The following is a 15,976-nucleotide window of genomic DNA, read 5'->3' on the forward strand; positions in this document are numbered from 1 at the left end:
GCGGGTGTCGCCTCCCGTTTTCCGCCCCTAGCTCGTACACCGACGCCGTGCGCGCTCCAGCCCGGCGAGGTCCGGAATGACCGCCTCTTCGCCAGACAGTGCCACGTGCATCAGCTCGCCCTGCCGACAGGATTGTTCACGGCCTGCCAGCTCATCGGGCGTGACGCGCACCAGGCGCGGAGTGCCGGCCAGGACCAGGGCGAAAAACGGCAGATCCCCCTGGGGATTGCCGCTGCTGAGAACGGCGATGCGCCCGCTATCAGTGGCAGAAGCCAGCGGCTGGCCGCGCATGACTTCGAAGGACAACAGCGGCAGTCGCTGCTCACGCCAGTTGAGCTCACCCAGGTACCACGGCGGCGCGTCGTAGGCTGCCACCGGCGTCTGCATGGCGATCACTTCCGATAATGTGTCCACCGGCACCAGCAACTGTCCATCCGCCAGCGGCAACAACAGGCTGCTCACTTCCTGCGGCACATCTACCGGCAGTGCTTCAACTCCACTCATCGCCAATCTCTTTTGCATTAATTTTCCACGACCGCCGCCCCCTCACCGTGGGCGCGATCCGCTAACCACCGACCAGCGACTCGCCGGTATATTCGCGAATCGCCTCCAGCAAAACCTCTTCCTGGTAGGGCTTGCCCAGGTAGTGATTGACCCCCAGTGACAGGGCGTGGTCGCGGTGCTTCTTACCGGTACGCGAGGTGATCATCACGATCGGGATATCGCGCAGGCGGCTGCTGGAACGAATGTGACGCGCCACCTCGAAACCGTCCATACGCGGCATCTCGATATCCAGCAGAATCAGGTCCGGAATATGGTCCTGCAACTGGATAACCGCGTCCTGGCCGTCTTTGGCGGTGCTCACCAGGTAGCCCTCTCGCTCGAGGAAACGCGAAGTTACCTTGCGCACGGTTACCGAGTCGTCCACCACCATCACCGTCTGCTGGCGCTCCACCGGTTCCGGCTGCAGCTTGGATTCAACCTGCAACTGCGGCATCTCCGGACGCGCCAGTTGCGCGGCCTGGCGACGCAGCAGGGCGTGGGCATCGAGGATCACCACTACGGTGCCATCACCGGTTACCGTGGCACCGGAGACGCCCTGCACGCTGGCGAACTGTGGCCCCAGGCTCTTTACCACGATCTCGCGGCTGCCCATGATCGCATCCACCTGCAGCGCCATCGCGTGGCCTTCGGAGCGCACCAGCAGTACCGGCAGCTGCATATCTTCCACGCTCAGCTTGGGCTGAGCCTCGGATTGCAGCAGAGTGCCAAAATAACTCACCTGGTAAGGTTCGCCGGCGTATTCGAAACGGGCGTCACTGGAGCGGTAATAGTGCTCCAGCTCGAAGGGGCTCAGGCGCACTATACCCTCGATGGTGTTCAGCGGCAGCGCGAACAGGTCGTCGCCTATCCTCACCATCAGTGCGCGGTTAACCGACACCGTAAACGGCAGTCGCACGACAAACTCGGTGCCCTGGCCCGTCTGCGAATTGATATGTACGCTGCCGCCAATCTGCTTGATCTCAGCGGACACCACGTCCATGCCCACACCGCGGCCGGAAATCTGTGTGACCTTGTCGGCAGTACTGAAACCCGCCTGCAGGATGAACTGCAGAATCTCGTTGTTGGACAATTCCGCATCCGGGCGCATCAGGCCGCTTTCCACCGCCTTCTCGCGCACCTTCATCAGATTGATACCGGCGCCGTCGTCATTGATAGTGAGCACTACCTCACTGCCCTCGCGGGCCAGGGCGACATTGATACGTCCACGCTCCGGCTTGCCGGTAGCGGCGCGCTCCCGGGGCATCTCAATACCGTGGTCCACCGCATTACGCAGCATATGCTCCAGCGGCGCCACCATGCGCTCCAGCATGGACCTGTCCAGCTCGCCCTCGACATTGGAGAACACCAGATCAACCTGCTTGCCCAGCTCGGCGCTCACCTGCCGCACAATACGGCGCAGTCGCGGCACCAGGCGCGAGAAGGGCACCATGCGACTGCGCATCAGGCCCTCCTGCAGTTCGGTATTCACCCGCGATTGCTGCAGTAGCAACGTCTCTGTGTCGCGCGCCTTGTTGCCGAGGGTGGTGCGCAGCTCCAGCAGATCCGAGGTGGACTCGAGCAGTGAACGCGATAATTGCTGGATGGACGAGTAGCGGTCCATTTCCAGCGGGTCGAAGTCACCGTCCTGCTCCGCCAGCTGTTCCTGACGGAACAGTATCTGCGCCTCGGTTTCCATATCCAGGCGGCGCAACTGTTCATTCAGGCGCGTCAGGGTCGCATCCATCTCATCCAGCGCGAGGCCGAAATCACTGACCTGCTCTTCCAGGCGCCCGCGGGAGATAGAGGTTTCACCGGCCAGGTTAACCAGCTCCTCCAACAGTTCGGCGGCGACGCGCACCATCTCCTGGGGTTGCCCCCTCGACGGCGCGCCGGACTCGCGCTCGCTGACACTGTCCTTCTTGCGTACAAATGGCAGCACATTACTCGCGCTTTCTGCGCCGGACTCCGTCGACACCGTTTCCGGCAGCTGTGCAGATTCGACAGTCCCCTCGCGCACCTCTTCCACTGGCGGCAGCACTTCGGGCTCGTCCGCCACTTCCCCGGTCGCCGGCAGGTCCCGGGAGTCTGAATTCCAGTCTGCCGAATTCAACCCCAGCGGAGCAACTTCATGCGCCAACTGTCCATCGGCCCAGCTGGGGGAGAGCAACTGGGTAAAAGCCTCGAGCCGGTCTCCCATCATCCAGGCGCGAACCGTCTCCACGCCGGCCGCGACGCGATCGTAAATCGCGTGGGCGTCGGCGAAGAATTCGGTCGAGGGTTCAGCGTTGCCGCGCATGCCCTCGATCACCGTCTCGAAGCGGTGCGCCACTTCGCCAAGACCCATCAGGCCGGCCATGCGCGCACCGCCCTTGAAGGTGTGCAGAACACGCTTTAAAGCCTCAGCCTGGCTGTGATCTGCGGGAGCCTGCTCCCAGCCCTGGATCAACTCCTCGAGCTCATCGATCAGGTCGCCCGCCTCTTCCATAAAGACATCGACCACATCCGGATCGATGTCCGCCAGCAGCTTCTGCAATTCACCGTCGCTCGGAGCAGCGCTGGCTGACTCAGTCACTTGACTCGGCGGGGTCTCGGTTACCGCTGCGACCGGTTCTTCGGGCTCTTCTGACGCAACCGGCGGCAATTCCTGTTCTTCAATTGCGGGCAGTTTGGCGACCGTTTGCGCTTCCTGTACCTGCGCTTCTGCGGCCAGCAGGTCGTCAAAGCTCAATTCACCGAAGTCCGCATCGCCCCCTGTGACTGTGGCTTGAGCGGTCTCCTCCGCTGCGGGCAGATCGGTACTGTCGATACCGTACTCGGACAGGTCGTAGTCGTCCTCGTCCGCTGGCGCAGCCTCATCCTGTGCCAGGTAGCGCAGCGCTTCGCCCACTGCCTCGCTGACTTCGGGCAGGTCCTGCGCCGCGGCGACCGCATCGACCAGGTCCAGCAATTCATTGTGGCCCTGCTCCAGGGCGGCCCAGAGTGCGGGCTCCTCTTCCAGGCGGCCGTCGATGACTTTGCGGTAGACATCGAGCAGTAGTTGCGAAAGCTCCGCCAATGTCGGCAGTTGCGCGCGACTGGCGGCCTCCTGCAAAACATCCAGTTCTTCGGCGACCGGTGTCAACAGGGATCTGTCCCCGGGGTGGGTGCGCCACTGGTTCAGCATCTGGTCCGCATCCAGCAGCACGCGCATGCCATCGGCCATAATGACCGCGAGCAATTGCGGATCCACCGCCCTGGGCTCGTTGGCCTCGCGCTCGCGGATCAGGTGGCCGACGGCGAGCTCCTGCAGTTCGGCCACGCGCGCGAGGAACTGTTCGGATCTCTCGATAACCAGCGGCTCACCGGCGCGGATCTGCGCCAGTACTTCGCGCACATAATCGCCGCCGTCGCTGATCAATTCATAGATATCCGCGTCGATCGCCACCTGGTAGGTGCGCAGCTCCTTGGCAAAGCGCTCAAGTGGTGCCACCAGCTGCGCCACGACGGTTACCTCGGCCATATGCGCGGAACCCTTCAGGGTGTGCAGGGCGCGATGCAGAGGATCGGAGGGCACGCCGTACAGCGGGGCGGCCGCGCGCATTTCGGCGAGGAACTCTTCCACGGTCACCAGGTGGGTTTCCGCTTCCTGGGCGAAGATCTCCCACAACTGGTCGTTGTCTTCGGTAATCTCCGGCGCTTCATCCTGTTCCGCGGCGGGCTCAATGGATACCGCGGGCAGCTGCAGGTCCGCGGGCAATTCGCCGCGGGACAGCTGCTGCGCCCAGTCTTCCAGCTGTGCGGTGCGCTCTGGCTCCGGATCGCCGCTGCCACGGCGAAAACCATCGATCATGGATGGCAGTTTCTGGCGCACCCGCTCGATAAGCTCTACGTGGACACGACCCGGTTTGACGGTATCGTCGATCACCCGGTTGAGCATGTTTTCCACGGCCCAGGCCAGCTCGCCGATTTCCAGCGCCTCGACCATACGGCCGGACCCCTTGAGGGTGTGGAAACCGCGACGGAATTCCACCAGCGCCTCGCGATCGGCAAAGTTGGCGGCCCATACAGGGAAATACTGGCCAATTGTCTCGAGGACCTCTGCGGCCTCTTCAAGGAAAATCTCGACGATTTCGTCGTCGATCAGGCTGTCGTCATCTTCTGCCTCTACCGGCGCCGGCGCAGCGACTGCTTCGACGGGCAACACTGTAGTTTCGATCGCGATTTCAGCTTCCGCGCTTGCCTTTTCCGCCTCGACACTTCCGGGGCCCGCCGGCTCTGTCAGTTCCACGGCGGCAAACCAATTGTCCTCTTCCGAAACAACCGCGGGCGCCTCTTCTGCCGATGGCGCTGCGACCCCGCTCTCGGAAAAATCTGCATCGAAGCCGTCGAGTACCGCTGCTTCTTCCACAGAGCTGTAATCCGGCTGGGCATCCACGGGCGTCTCTGACGTCGCCGAGACCAGGCTCTCGTCGGTCACCGCAAAACCGAGGGTGGCGACACTGTCTTCCGCCAGCGCAAGCAGCATATCGGCGTCTTCGATACCGTCGGCACGGCGCTCCAGATAGTACTCGACGCTGGTAATGGCATCGGCCAGGGTGTCGAGGAGCTTCCATTCCGGCTGCTCGGCAGCGTCAATCAGCTGCTCGGAGATATAGCGCTTACAGGCACCGACAATTTCGCCGGCACGGCTATAACCCACCATATCCAAACCGCCGCAGACTTCCTGCAACCGCTCCGGAACCCGGTTCAGGTAACTGATATCCCAGTGGCTGGCGATGTACTCCACCACCGCCTCTTTGACCGCTTCCAGGGCCAGCCGTGCCTCGCGCAACACCGTATCAGTGGCGTCGCCCATCAGCGGCTGTTCACTGTCGACTTTCTTGTTGCGCGCTACGGCATTGGCAAGTGCGGAGTCCAACTGCACCAGGTCACCGGCAGCGCGCATCAACAGCTCATCGGCGTCCCCGCCCCGAGAGGCGTCGCGCAGGCACTCGTAGATAGCGCGCGCCCTGCCGCGCTGGTTTTCCAGCCCGAGCACCCCGAGGGTATCCGCCAGCCGCTTGGCGATTGCGGCGGTATCCGACAGTGGCGGCTTTTCTGCGCCGGCGACGCCGGGCTCCAGCGCATCGCGCACCATCTGCAGCTCTTCGCGCAGCGCCGTCACCGCGGTGCCCAGCGCTTCGGGCCCCATGGCCAGAGCGTCTTCTGTGTCCGGGCGCGGCGTGCCGGGCACAGCCTTGTCCAGTGCAAATTTTTTGTACAGGGACTGACAGCGAGGCCCGTTGGGGCCGGCCAGGTAGACGTAAAACAGCAGATTGCGCACCAGGTCGCGATCCAGGCGCGCATCCAGTACCTTTGCACCGCGGCCCTGCAACAGGCGGAATTCCACATCGATGCGACGCAGCAACTGGCGTAACGCCGGCAATACATTGAGTCGGTGTTCACCGATCGCTTCGAAAATGCCAAGCAGAGTCTGCCACAGGGACTGGCGCGGGCTGCCGCTGTACAGCAGCGACATCTTCTCGGTCACCTTGACCAGGTAGGCGAGACTCTCACCACTGTTGACGTCGCGAATCAGGCCGGCACCGGCCACGTGATACATCTTGCGCAGCTTGCCCACCAGCTCCTGCAACTTGGCATTGTCACTGGTGAGGGGCTGTCGTTTGCCGCTGAAGCTGTCCAGCGAGGAAAGATCGGGGGAGAAGAGCACGCCCTCGGTAATCAGGCGTTCGCGGCGCACCGCGCGCAAATCATTGAGTAGCGGCAGCAGCAGCACCGCGTTGTCGCGGCGCTGGTAGGCGACTTTTTCCAGGTACAGCGGCAGCTCGAGCAGGGCGCGCATCAGGAACTCGCGCGTTTCGTCACTGTTTTCCACTTCACCGCTGGTCAGCGCCTGCACCAGCTGCTCCATCTCTTCGGCGAGCATCGCGGCGCCGGTCAGCTCTGCCATATGCAGGCTGCCGTGTACCTGGTGAATCAGGTCGTGACAGTTCCTCAGCAGCGCCGTATCGCCCGCCGTGGATTCGCTATCAGCGCCACCGGCGTTCGAGGCGAAAGTTTCCAGCTGCTGGCGCGCCTGCGCCAGCGTTTCATTGATTTCACCCGTCAGCCAATCCAGGGCCAGGAAGTTGGGATTGTCGTGACTCACGCCAAGTCCTCAGTAATTCAGTCTGTACGCTGGCGCAATACTCCGGGGGCGGACCTGTGGCCGCCAGTTTCCGGAAGCGATTCCGTGCGCCTCTTCAACCCGGCACACACTGGCACCGGGCATAGAACTAACTTGCGTTGAATCAGGCCAGGGCCCGGTCTTCACGCTCTTCCAGGACCTCTGTTTCCTCGCTGTCCAGCAGCGGGAAATCGTCCTCGGGTACTTCCGGCAGTTCCACATCGTACAGTTCACCCGTCTCCTCGACGCTTTCATCACTTGGCAGCTTGAAGCCGGCAACGGATTCACGCAGGGCGTTGGCGGTCTTGGCCAGATTACCAATGGATTGGGCCGTGGCCTGGGTACCGGCAGAGGTCTGCGAGGTAATCTCCTGAATCACGTTCATCGTGTTGGAGATGTGGCCGGCGGAGGACGCCTGCTGGCGGGCGGCGTTGGAGATGTTCTGGATCAACGCAGCCAGGTTGGTGGATACGCCCTCAATTTCTTCCAGGGCAACACCGGCGTCCTGGGCCAGGCGGGCACCACGCACCACCTCGGTAGTGGTCTGCTCCATCGAGACTACCGCCTCGTTGGTGTCCGACTGAATGGCTTTAACCAGGCCCTCGATCTGCTTGGTCGCGGCGGCGGATCTCTCCGCGAGGCGCTGCACCTCGTCCGCAACCACCGCGAAGCCGCGGCCCGCGTCGCCGGCCATGCTCGCCTGGATGGCGGCGTTCAGGGCGAGGATGTTGGTCTGGTCGGCAATGTCGTTAATCAGGCTTACGATATCGCCGATCTCCTGCGAGGACTCACCCAGTCGCTTGATTCGCTTAGAGGTATCCTGGATCTGCTCGCGGATGGTATCCATGCCCTTGATGGTGTTCTGCACCACCTTGGCACCGTTGCTCGCGATCTGTACCGAGCGCTCCGCTACCTGGGCCGATTCGGCGGCGTTAGCAGATACCTGGTCGATGGTCACGGCCATTTCGTTCACGGCCGCAGAGGCACCGGCAATCTCCTGTGCCTGGTGCTCGGAGGCCTCGGCCAGGTGCAGGGCAGTCTGCTGGGTTTCCTGGGACAGGCCGGATACTTCCTGCGCTGCACCATTGATTCGCGACACCAGCACACGCAGTTGGTCGATGGTGTAGTTGATGGAGTCGGCGATGGCACCGGTGAAGGCCTCGGTTACCGTTGCCGAGGTGGTCAAGTCACCATCGGCGAGATCGGCCAGCTCATCCAGCAGCTGCATAATCGCCTGCTGGTTGCGCTCGTTGGTATCGGACTCTTCGCGCAGGCTGCGGCGGGTACCGGAGAAGGCCGCGATCATCATACCGAAGATCAGCAGTACGAAGACACCGGCGATGATGGCGATGGTCTGGTTGTTCGGCTGACGCTCGCCGGACAGGTTAACGATGCGGTCGTTCAGTGTATTCAATGCTTCCAGCAGCTGCGGCGAGGAAACCTGGATACCGTCTGCGGCCTGGCGAGTGGCGAACAGTGCCGGAGTGGCCTCAAAGATCTCGCGCACCGACGAGCTCACGAACTCGAACAGTTCGGTAATTTCGTCCAGGGACTGGCGGGCCTCTTCGTCGGTCACGCGGGAGATACCCATCACCACGTCACCGCCCTTCATGCCCTCAACCACCTTACCAAAGAGACTGGCGTCGGTATTGAACTGGTCTGCCGCGGACTCCGCATCGTCGCCGCCCTGCAGCATCTTGTCGATGTTCCGGCCGATACGCTCCGCGCGCCACACCTGCAGCTGTGCCTGCTCCACCTGGTTGGCCGGGGCATTGTTGGCCAGCAGGATCTCCACGATGTTGTTGTGCTCTGCCTGTAGTTCCGGCAGCGAGTCGTTCAGGGTACTGGCCACATCGTTCAGGAAGATGATCGAGTCCTTGTTGCCAACAATGGTGTCGGCCTGCTCGCGTACCTGTTGCCAGACCTGGCCATAGGCGGCCAGCTCGGAGGTCAACGCGCGGCGGGTACCGGCATCGGCACCCTGCAGCTGACTCCAGGTGCCGGCCATTTGGCCGACCACTTTTTCCAGCTCGGCAAAGGCCTCTTCGTCACCGGCGGTGGCCGCCGGCGCATAGGACACGACCTGGTAGGAAAGTGCGCGCAACTCAGCAACCTGCTGCAGGTACTCTTTATCGCGGTCGCCCTGGGTCTGCACCAGGTAGATACTGACAATCAACCCCGCCAGTGTGGCGAGTACCAGCAGACCCATAAACAACGCCGCAGGGTTACTGCGCAGCGCGGAGAAGGAACTCTGGGAGCCTGTTTTCATAGTTTACTCCTGGCGGACCTGTGCTTCAGGCCAATTCTTTTTGTCACCACTAAACATAACGCTTTGCCCGGAACACCCCTCACAACCAATGTGCGCTCACGCACACTTTGGCGGAACTGCCCGGAATTTTTCCCTCGCGGGAAAGTCAGAATGCCGCGTCCACTCAGTTAATGAGCCGCGGCATCCATGAATTGGAAATCATTGATCAACGCCTGCATGTCGAAGACCAGCCATCGACCCTGCTGCAACTCGAACTGCCCGCTCACCATGGGTGAAAAGGGTTCCAGCAGATCGCCCGGTGCATGCCTGGCATACTCGAGCGCCAGGTGCTGCATGCCGTGCAGTTCGTCGACGATCAAACCGGCATACATTTTCTCGTGCTCCACCACCAGCACGCGACGTCGCTGGCGCGGCCCGCTGAGATGGCCGCCGAAGAAGCCCGCCATATCGAACAGCGGCAGCAGGCGGCCGCGCACGTTGGCCACGCCGCGCACCCAGGGCTGAGCACCGGGAATAAAGGTATGTTGTGGAACTTCGAGCAGTTCCACCACTTCATCCATAGAAGCGACAAAGCGGTGGCCCAGCAGTGAGAAACCGATACCGGTCCAGTAGGGTTTTACTTCCTGGCGGCCCGGCAGGCCGGCAGCCTGCGCCTTGGCGCGCCTGGCGATATCAACCAGTGCGAGATAGGGGGTCTGTGACGGCACTCGTCTGCAGCTGGCCTCAGGCCAACACCTCCTCGATAGTGCCCAGTAGCTTGCCCTCATCCACGGGCTTGGTCAGGTAGGCGCGGGCCCCCTGGCGCATTCCCCAGACGCGGTCGGTGTCCTGGTCCTTGGTGGTCACTATGATAATCGGGATACCTGCCGTATCGCCGTCCTTGCTCAGCTGGCGCGTGGCCTGGAAGCCATTCAGGCCCGGCATCACGATATCCATCAGGATCACATCGGGGCGCTGTTCGCGCGCAACATCCAGGCCGTTTTCACCGGTAGCAGCTGCGATTACGGCGTGACCGTTCTTCTCCAGCATGGTGGTCAGCTTGTGTGTTTCGGTTGGAGAGTCGTCAACGATTAATACTCTTGCCATTTTTTCCCCGCGACATTTTCTTGTCTGCAGCGGCACAACTGTGGGCGCCGTGCAGGTTTGTTGTCGTTTTTGCGAGCAGCGCACTGTATCCGGCACCGCTCGCTCACCCTTGATTGATTGACTTTCCTGCCCAAGCTCCCAAAAAGAAGCTGACAGTGTTTGATTTTGTATCCGCGACCGTGTTGTGGCCGACTGTGGAACCTATTCTACGCCAGCCGTGCCAACAAAGTCACAATGCATTGCCTATCCAGTCCTCAGGCCGCGTGATGCGGTTTGGCGTGCGCGGATATTGCACCCAGCAGTTCGCTTTTGCTAAACGGCTTGGTCAAATATTGATCGCAGCCGACCACGCGCCCCTTGGCCTTGTCGAACAGGCCATCCTTACTAGACAGCATGACCACCGGTGTGGAGCGGAATTCGCTATTGTTTTTGATCAGCGCGCAGGTCTGATAGCCGTCCAGGCGGGGCATCATGATATCGACGAAAATGATATCCGGACGGGAGTCGGCAATTTTCGCCAGCGCATCGAAACCATCTGTGGCGGTAACCACCGTGCAACCCGCCTTTTGCAGCAGGGTCTCGGCGGTGCGGCGAATCGTCTTGCTATCGTCGATCACCATTACCGTCAGGCTTTCCCAGTTAAGCTCCATAGTGTTATTGAATCCCCTGTTTACTTATTTTCGGGCACGCCTGGAAGCGTTGTCGGGAGTACCCTTTGTTCAACCACTTGCAGGGTCTGGACGCCTCAGTTGTTTGAGGTCGCACATAAGAAGGAACTTTTATCACAGAACCCCAAGTGAATCTACCGGACGCGCCAGCCCTGCGACACCGTCGTACAATTTGTCGCCAGCGCTATCCCTGAATGCGCTCAATGGTCGGTGAGCAAACGGTTGCGCCAGCGGCGGGCAACTCTTACCTTATTTACAAGGCCGGCCGCAGTATGCCCGACGAGCCGCAGCGCCCAATCCCAATTCCCAACCAGCACGGATACCGGTATGAGTTATTCCCTCGGCGTGGTGATGGACCCCATCGCCAATATCCATTTTAAGAAAGACACTACCCTGGCGCTGTTACAGGCCGCACAGCGCAGCGGCTTTCAATTGTTTTATTTCGAACAGGGCGACCTCTACCTGGATGGAGGCCGGGCCATGGGCCGCGGCCGGTCGCTGCAGGTATTCGACGACCCACAGAACTGGTTTGAGCTGGGAGAGGCTGCGGAACAGCCACTGGGCGACCTCGACTCAATGCTGATGCGGGTGGACCCGCCGTTCGACAACGAGTACATCTACTCCACCTATATACTCGAGGCAGCGGAGCGGGAAGGCACCCTGGTGGTGAACAGCCCCCAGGCGCTGCGCGACTGCAACGAGAAGATTTTTGCCACCAGTTTTCCCCAGTGCTGCCCGCCGCTGATCGTCAGCCGGGACATGCAGATGTTGAGGACCTTCCACCAACGTCAAAGGGATGTCATCTTCAAACCGCTGGATGGCATGGGGGGCAGCGGCGTCTTCCACTGCAAACCGGACGGCGCCAACCTGGGAGCAATCCTGGAAATGCTTACCGACAATGGCCGCAAACAGATCATGGGCCAGCGCTACATCCCGGAAATCAAACAGGGCGACAAGCGCATACTGGTGGTGAACGGCGAAGCGGTGCCCTATTGCCTGGCGCGCATCCCCGAGGCCGGCGAGACCCGCGGCAACCTGGCCGCCGGCGGGCGCGGCGAAGCGAGGCCGCTTTCCGATCACGACCGCTGGATCGTCGAACAAGTGGCGCCGGTACTGAAAGAGAGAGGACTGCTGTTTGTCGGCCTGGATGTGATCGGCGATTATTTGACCGAAATCAATGTCACCAGCCCCACCTGCGTGCGCGAAATCGACGCCGCCTACGGCACCGATATTGGCGGCCTGCTGATGAGCGCCATCACAGACCGGTTGAAAGAAAAAGAGTAAACTGGTCGGCCTCAGTCAGCGAGCGGGCTGAGCGGAACATAAAAAGCAGTAACCAATAACGAACAATGAATTCGACCGCCAACAGCACGCAACTCCAGGCCGCCCAGCAAGAACGCTTTGTGTTCGCCCTGTTTCTCGCCGGCGCCTTCCACGCCCTGCTGATCTTCGGCGTGGCCTTCGCCGCGCCCGAGGGCCGGCAGGCGCCCCCGACACTGGAAGTGACTCTGGCTCAGCACCACACGGCACAGGCACCAGAGGACGCCGACTACCTGGCCCAGCACAATCAGCAGGCCAGTGGCACCGCCGATACACCGAAGGAGCTGTCCAGTAATCGCCGAGCCGAGATCGCCGACACCGCGATCCGCGAAATCAACCCACTGCCGCAGCAGCAGGCCGCGCGGCCGGCAGACCAGCGCCGCCAGCTGGTGACCACCATCGGTGACAGCCCGCAGCGGGCACCGGAGCTGCCGGCCGAAGACAAACCCTCCGACGAGAAGCGTGGCGATGCCCCCAGCGACCTGCCGATGACCAACCCCGAAGTTGCCAGCCTGCAGGCGCGCCTGGACAAGATCCGCCAGACCATCGCCCAACGTCCGCGCGTGCGCCGCCTGACCTCGGTGGCCACCAGGGCCTCGGCAGACGCCGCCTACCTGCACGGCTGGCGGCAAAAGGTGGAATCCGTGGGCAATGACAACTTCCCGGAGGAAGCACTGCAGCGTCAGATCACCGGCAGCCTGCGCATGATGGTGCGACTATTGCCCACCGGCGCGGTGGAAGAGGTGGTGATTCTGGAATCCTCCGGCGAGCGAATCCTCGACGACGCGGCGCAGCAGATAGTGCGCCTGGCCGCGCCGTTCGCGCCCTTCCCGGCGGAGATCCGCAAGGAGGCCGACCGCCTCGAAATCATCCGCACCTGGCGCTTCGAGATGACCGGCTTTTCCACCGCCGCCGGCGAGCTGCCCAAGCGCGGCTAAAATCAGCATTTGTGCCTGCCTAGACTGACACTATGAATCACACCAGTATCGATAGCGACCTGACCCACGGCGGCCTGCGCGGCCAGTTCCTGCTGGCCATGCCGGGCATGCAGGACCCGCGCTTCAAGCAGACCATCGCCTTTATGGTGGAACATACCGACGAGGGCGCCATGGCCATCGTCGTCAATACCCCCAGCAAGGTGCACTGGAAGGAAGTCTTCGACCAGCTGTCGCTGGAGGACGCCAGCCTGCGCGGCGACGAGACGGTATTGCTGGGCGGGCCCATGTCGCCGGAACAGGGCTTTGTACTGCACGGCACCGGGATGAAGTTCGACTCCACGGTGGAGATCAACGGCGACATCAGCCTCACCGCCTCCAAGGATATCCTCGAGTCCCTCGCCGCCGGCCGCGGCCCGGATGACGTGCTGCTGGCGCTGGGTTACGCCGGCTGGGGGCCGGGACAACTGGAAGAGGAGCTGGCGGAAAATGCCTGGCTGACCCTGCCGGCAGAACCGGAAATCCTCTTTGCCACCCCCTGGCAGAAGCGCTGGCACAAGGCGGCCGCGCGCCACGGCATAGACCTCACGGGAATAGGCTCCCAGGCGGGACACGCGTGAGCAAACCGGTAACGGCCCTGGCCTTCGATTTCGGCACCCGTTCCATCGGCCTCGCCTTCGGCCAGAGCCTGACCGGCAGCGCGCGCGAGCTGACACCGCTGCCGGCAAAGGACGGCAAGCCGGACTGGGACAGGGTGCAAAAGCTGGTTGATGAATGGCGGCCCCAGTACCTGCTGGTGGGCCTGCCGCTGAATATGGACGGCAGCGAGAGCGACTTCGGCGCCCGCGCACGCAAGTTCGGCCAGCGCCTGCACGGCCGCACCGGCCTGCCGGTCGAATATGTCGATGAGCGCCTCAGCACCCGCGCCGCCAAGGAAGAGGCATTTGAGCGCGGCCACCGGGGCAACTATGCGCAGGATCCGGTGGATTCCATCGCCGCGCGCATCTTCCTCGAGGACTGGCTGCGCGCTCATAGTGGTTAGCAAACGGTTGCCGCCCCCACATCACCAACCACTGACCACTCTGCTACAATCTCCCGCCCATTTCCCAAGCGACCGAGCCGCATGTCCATCACCCATATCCGTATCGCCACCCGCGAGAGCGCCCTCGCCCTCTGGCAGGCCAACTACGTCAAGGACCGGCTGCAGCAGACGCACCCCGAACTGCGTATCGAGCTGCTGCCGCTCACCAGCCGCGGCGACAAGTTGCTGGACATTCCGCTGGCCAAGGTCGGCGGCAAGGGCCTGTTCGTCAAGGAGCTGGAGGTGGCCATGCTCGAGGGGCGCGCCGATATCGCCGTGCACTCGATGAAAGACGTGCCGATGGAGTTTCCCGACGGCCTGCACCTGCCGGTGATCTGCGAGCGCGAGGATCCCCGCGACGCCTTTGTGAGCAATCACTACGCCAGTCTCGACGAGCTGCCCGAGGGCGCTATAGTCGGCACCTCCAGCCTGCGCCGCCAGTGCCAGATACTGGCGCGCCGCCCGGACCTCGAAGTGAAATTCCTGCGTGGCAACGTCAATACCCGCCTGGCCAAGCTGGATGCCGGTGACTTCGACGCCATCGTGCTCGCCTCCGCCGGTCTGCTGCGCCTGGAGATGCGCGAGCGCATCCGCGACTTCCTCGCCCCGGAAGTCCTGCTGCCCGCCGGCGGCCAGGGCGCCGTGGGTATCGAGTGCCGCCGCGACGGCGATCTGGAAGCACTGCTGCAACCCCTGCACTGCGACACCACTGCCGCGCGCCTGGCGGCAGAGCGGGCGCTGGTCAAGCGCCTGAACGGCGGCTGCCAGATCCCGATCGGCTGCTACGCACAGCTCCTTGATGAAAACGGGGAAGGGGAGGAACTGTGGCTGCGCGGCCTGGTCGGCAGCCCCGACGGCCGCACCCTGGTGCGCGCCGAGTGCCGCGGTGCGGCCGGGGACGGCGAGCGCATGGGTACGGCCCTGGCGGAGGAACTGCTGTCCTCCGGCGCCGACAAGATTCTCGCCGCACTCTGACTCAGGGCACTGCAGTGCGAGTCGAGCTGCGCGGCAAACGCATACTGATCACCCGCCCCGCGCACCAGTCCCGCGGCTGGTGTGACCTGCTGTGCGCCGCCGGTGCCGAAGTGGACAGCATCCCGATGCTGGCCATAGAGCCGATCGACAGCGGCCCGCAACTGCAGGCCATCAAGCGGCAGATTCTCGATTTCGACCAGACTGATCACGCCATCTTCGTATCCCAGAACGCCGTGCGGCTGGGCTTCGACTGGCTCGAGGACTTCTGGCCACAGCTGCCATTAGGTCCGCGCTACTACGCCATAGGCGCAGCCACCGCACTGGCGCTGCAAAAGCGGGGAGCAGCATGCGCCGGTGGCGGCGACGGCGCACCCGACACCATGGACAGCGAGGCACTGCTGGCCCTGCCGACACTTCAGAATGTCGCGGACCAGCGCATCCTGATTTTTCGCGGCAGCGGCGGCCGCACTCTGATCGGCGACACCCTGCGCGCGCGCGGCGCACGGGTCGAATACTGCGAACTCTACCGCCGCGCCCTGCCCGCGCACGCCGCCGGTCGGCTGGCGCAATACGCGGCGCGGCCGGATGCCATCAGCGTGCACAGCGGCGAGACACTGGACAACCTGGTGCAGTGCATTCACCGCAGCGGCCGCGTTGCGCTGTTTGAGGTACCGCTCGTATGCCCCAGTCAGCGCGTCGCCGCACAGGCGCGCAGCCTCGGCTTCGACCTGGCCAGTGCCGCCCGCAACGCCGGCGACGCCGCCATGCTGGAAGCACTGCAGGCAGCGCTGGGTCGAGTTGATTGATTTTCCGCCCAGTCTGAGTAAAAAATTTTAAAAGGGCGCCACAGGTCGTATAAAGCATGCCGCCACTCGCTATAATTTGACGACATTTTCTACCTCCGCGCCGCCACACCCATGACTGACGACAAATCCAGAGACGCCGCCCAATCCT

General features: G+C 62.7%; 12 protein-coding genes. 6 read left to right on the plus strand and 6 right to left on the minus strand.

Going from position 1 to position 15,976, the window contains the following annotated elements:
* Positions 1 to 27 precede the first annotated feature (27 nt).
* From IG627_RS03815 to pilG, 6 genes are all read right to left on the minus strand, one after another.
* Positions 28 to 504, minus strand: a complete 477-nt coding sequence (locus tag IG627_RS03815; protein WP_193190140.1) for a chemotaxis protein CheW — start codon at positions 502 to 504, stop codon at positions 28 to 30.
* Between the two features lie 61 nt (positions 505 to 565).
* Entirely contained in the window at positions 566 to 6,670 is a 6,105-nt protein-coding gene (locus IG627_RS03820) for an Hpt domain-containing protein (RefSeq protein ID WP_319024494.1), read from the minus strand.
* A 142-nt stretch (positions 6,671 to 6,812) separates the two neighbouring features.
* Positions 6,813 to 8,957 carry a methyl-accepting chemotaxis protein gene (locus IG627_RS03825; protein ID WP_193190142.1) on the minus strand — a complete coding sequence of 715 codons (2,145 nt, stop codon included), beginning with the start codon at positions 8,955 to 8,957 and terminating at the stop codon, positions 6,813 to 6,815.
* A 167-nt stretch (positions 8,958 to 9,124) separates the two neighbouring features.
* Positions 9,125 to 9,664 carry a chemotaxis protein CheW gene (locus tag IG627_RS03830; RefSeq protein WP_319024495.1) on the minus strand — a complete coding sequence of 180 codons (540 nt, stop codon included), beginning with the start codon at positions 9,662 to 9,664 and terminating at the stop codon, positions 9,125 to 9,127.
* 16 nt (positions 9,665 to 9,680) lie between these two features.
* Positions 9,681 to 10,043: a twitching motility response regulator PilH gene (gene pilH / locus IG627_RS03835; protein WP_193190146.1), complete on the minus strand. Its 363-nt coding sequence runs from the start codon at positions 10,041 to 10,043 to the stop codon at positions 9,681 to 9,683.
* Positions 10,044 to 10,297: 254 nt separating this feature from the next.
* A complete protein-coding gene (gene pilG / locus IG627_RS03840) occupies positions 10,298 to 10,693 on the minus strand; it encodes a twitching motility response regulator PilG (protein WP_067084389.1) in 396 nt (131 codons plus the stop codon).
* Between the two features lie 345 nt (positions 10,694 to 11,038).
* Between pilG and gshB the strand changes: the two genes are divergently transcribed.
* The 6 genes from gshB to IG627_RS03870 all read left to right on the plus strand — a co-directional run bounded on the left by gshB (position 11,039) and on the right by IG627_RS03870 (position 15,828).
* On the plus strand, positions 11,039 to 11,995 hold the full coding sequence (gene gshB / locus IG627_RS03845) for a glutathione synthase (protein WP_193190148.1): 957 nt from the start codon (positions 11,039 to 11,041) through the stop codon (positions 11,993 to 11,995).
* A gap of 65 nt (positions 11,996 to 12,060) precedes the next feature.
* Positions 12,061 to 12,969: an energy transducer TonB gene (locus IG627_RS03850; RefSeq protein ID WP_193190150.1), complete on the plus strand. Its 909-nt coding sequence runs from the start codon at positions 12,061 to 12,063 to the stop codon at positions 12,967 to 12,969.
* A gap of 32 nt (positions 12,970 to 13,001) precedes the next feature.
* Positions 13,002 to 13,586 carry a YqgE/AlgH family protein gene (locus IG627_RS03855; RefSeq protein ID WP_193190152.1) on the plus strand — a complete coding sequence of 195 codons (585 nt, stop codon included), beginning with the start codon at positions 13,002 to 13,004 and terminating at the stop codon, positions 13,584 to 13,586.
* Positions 13,583 to 14,008 (plus strand): Holliday junction resolvase RuvX, encoded by a 426-nt coding sequence (ruvX, locus tag IG627_RS03860; RefSeq protein ID WP_193190154.1) that lies wholly within the window; start codon positions 13,583 to 13,585, stop codon positions 14,006 to 14,008. The genes IG627_RS03855 and ruvX overlap by 4 nt, the downstream gene beginning before the upstream one ends.
* Before the next feature lie 81 nt (positions 14,009 to 14,089).
* Positions 14,090 to 15,022: a hydroxymethylbilane synthase gene (gene hemC, locus IG627_RS03865; protein WP_193190156.1), complete on the plus strand. Its 933-nt coding sequence runs from the start codon at positions 14,090 to 14,092 to the stop codon at positions 15,020 to 15,022.
* 14 nt (positions 15,023 to 15,036) lie between these two features.
* Positions 15,037 to 15,828: a uroporphyrinogen-III synthase gene (locus IG627_RS03870; protein WP_193190158.1), complete on the plus strand. Its 792-nt coding sequence runs from the start codon at positions 15,037 to 15,039 to the stop codon at positions 15,826 to 15,828.
* The last annotated feature ends 148 nt before the right edge of the window (positions 15,829 to 15,976 follow it).

Source organism: Microbulbifer taiwanensis (genome assembly GCF_014904815.1).
Lineage (GTDB): Bacteria > Pseudomonadota > Gammaproteobacteria > Pseudomonadales > Cellvibrionaceae > Microbulbifer > Microbulbifer taiwanensis.